The organism is Paenibacillus forsythiae T98, from assembly GCF_000520735.1.
Taxonomy (GTDB): Bacteria; Bacillota; Bacilli; order Paenibacillales; family Paenibacillaceae; genus Paenibacillus_AQ; species Paenibacillus_AQ forsythiae.
Genome location: NZ_ASSC01000569.1, coordinates 1 through 1,513, shown reverse-complemented (window position 1 = coordinate 1,513; position 1,513 = coordinate 1). Strand labels below are relative to the sequence as shown.

Sequence of the window (1,513 nt, the reverse complement as noted above, 5' to 3'; positions counted from 1 at the left end):
AAAAGCCGATGCATTTTATCGGCTACCGGTATTTAAACGATCATCAATTGCAGGTGTGGTTTGACAAAGGCCCCAGCAGCACAACGGCTCCCGGGCTTTTCCGGGTGTATCAGGGGACAAGCCCGTCCGGCGCGCTCTTGAATGTCGGGTCGTTGACTGCAAAGATGGAGGACAATCACACAGTATCCGGTCTTCCGAAAGGCGCGAGCTATATTTTGAATATGGATGGAGGCTCCTTCCAGCCGGGGCAGACCTATACGGTGGCCATTAGCGAAACGATACGGGCCAACAACGGCATAACGATTGGAGCGTTTACGCATAATCGGGATGCGGTGTTCTCGTTCTCTGTCCCGTCGGCGGGAGGAACTTATGATCCTTCCATCCAGCCCGTGGTCAGCTACTGGACGGACAACGGCGCCGCAGGTGTGCCTGTTGAGGGGAACCTGTGGTTTTCCGTCAGCGTTCCTGTAACCAATGCGGATGAAGTGAAGAGCGGCATGGTGCTGAAGGAGAACGGGGCGCAAATCCCGTTTGACCCGACCATCGACGGGAACAAGGTTGAAGGCGCGAGAAGCTACTCGCCTCAGGTCAACACAGACGGCACTTATTTCTTCATTCCTCTGACGAGCGGCGGCCAGGGCAACACGCTCTACGATTTGGCTCTTGGCGCAAATTATGAGCTGGAAATACCGGCGATGCAAACGGTCAATGGGCAGACGATTCCGGCCCGCACCATTGCATTTTCCACGGCGTCTCAGGATGTGCCGACTACGATCATTTCTCCAACGCCAGCGGCTTCGCTGGTGGATGGCAAGCTTCAACTCTCCTGGAGCGCCGTTGCCAAAGCGAGCGGGTATAACATTTACTACAGCACTGACCTGTACTGGGATTATCAATTAGTGAATCCGGCGCCAGTGGCGGACACGTCCTATACCATTGCCGGGATCAATGCCGGAACCTATTATTTCCGTGTTGCCGGAGTAAGCGAGGGCGGAGAGGGCGGTATTTCTCCGTATGTAGAGGGAATGGTGCCGGAGCCGCCTCCAGCCCCGGCCAATCCCGTGTGGACCAATGGAAGCCTGACCTATTCGGGGCTGACCTCGACTGGAGCGACTCTGCATTGGAGCGGAGCGACGGATGATGATGCCGTCACCGGCTACATTCTCTACCAGAATGGCGGCCGATTGACAGAGGGGACGGTATCGGAAGCAACCTACGCGGTAAGCAGCCTGACGCCCGAAACTGCCTATACGTTCAAGGTGGAGGCCCTTGACGCAGCGGGGAATGCCAGTACGGACGGGCCGTGGCTTCGGCTCATGACGCTCCCGGCCGGAGGGGGACCTGTGGGGGGAGCTTCCTCTCCCTCGGATACTACGCCTCCTTCGTTCCCGGCGGGCAGTACGGTAACTGCAGTAAAGACCGCCCAACTGGAAGCGGACATCAGCTGGAGCGCGGCGACGGACGACAGGGGAGTGACCGGCTACAGAATTTATCTGGATAATAACCCGGCTCC

General features: G+C 57.6%; 1 protein-coding gene. It reads left to right on the top strand.

Annotation, left to right across the window (positions count from 1 at the left end; translation table 11 throughout):
- On the top strand, positions 1-1,513 hold a 1,513-nt coding region (locus L692_RS29265), incomplete at both ends, for a fibronectin type III domain-containing protein (RefSeq protein ID WP_198027779.1).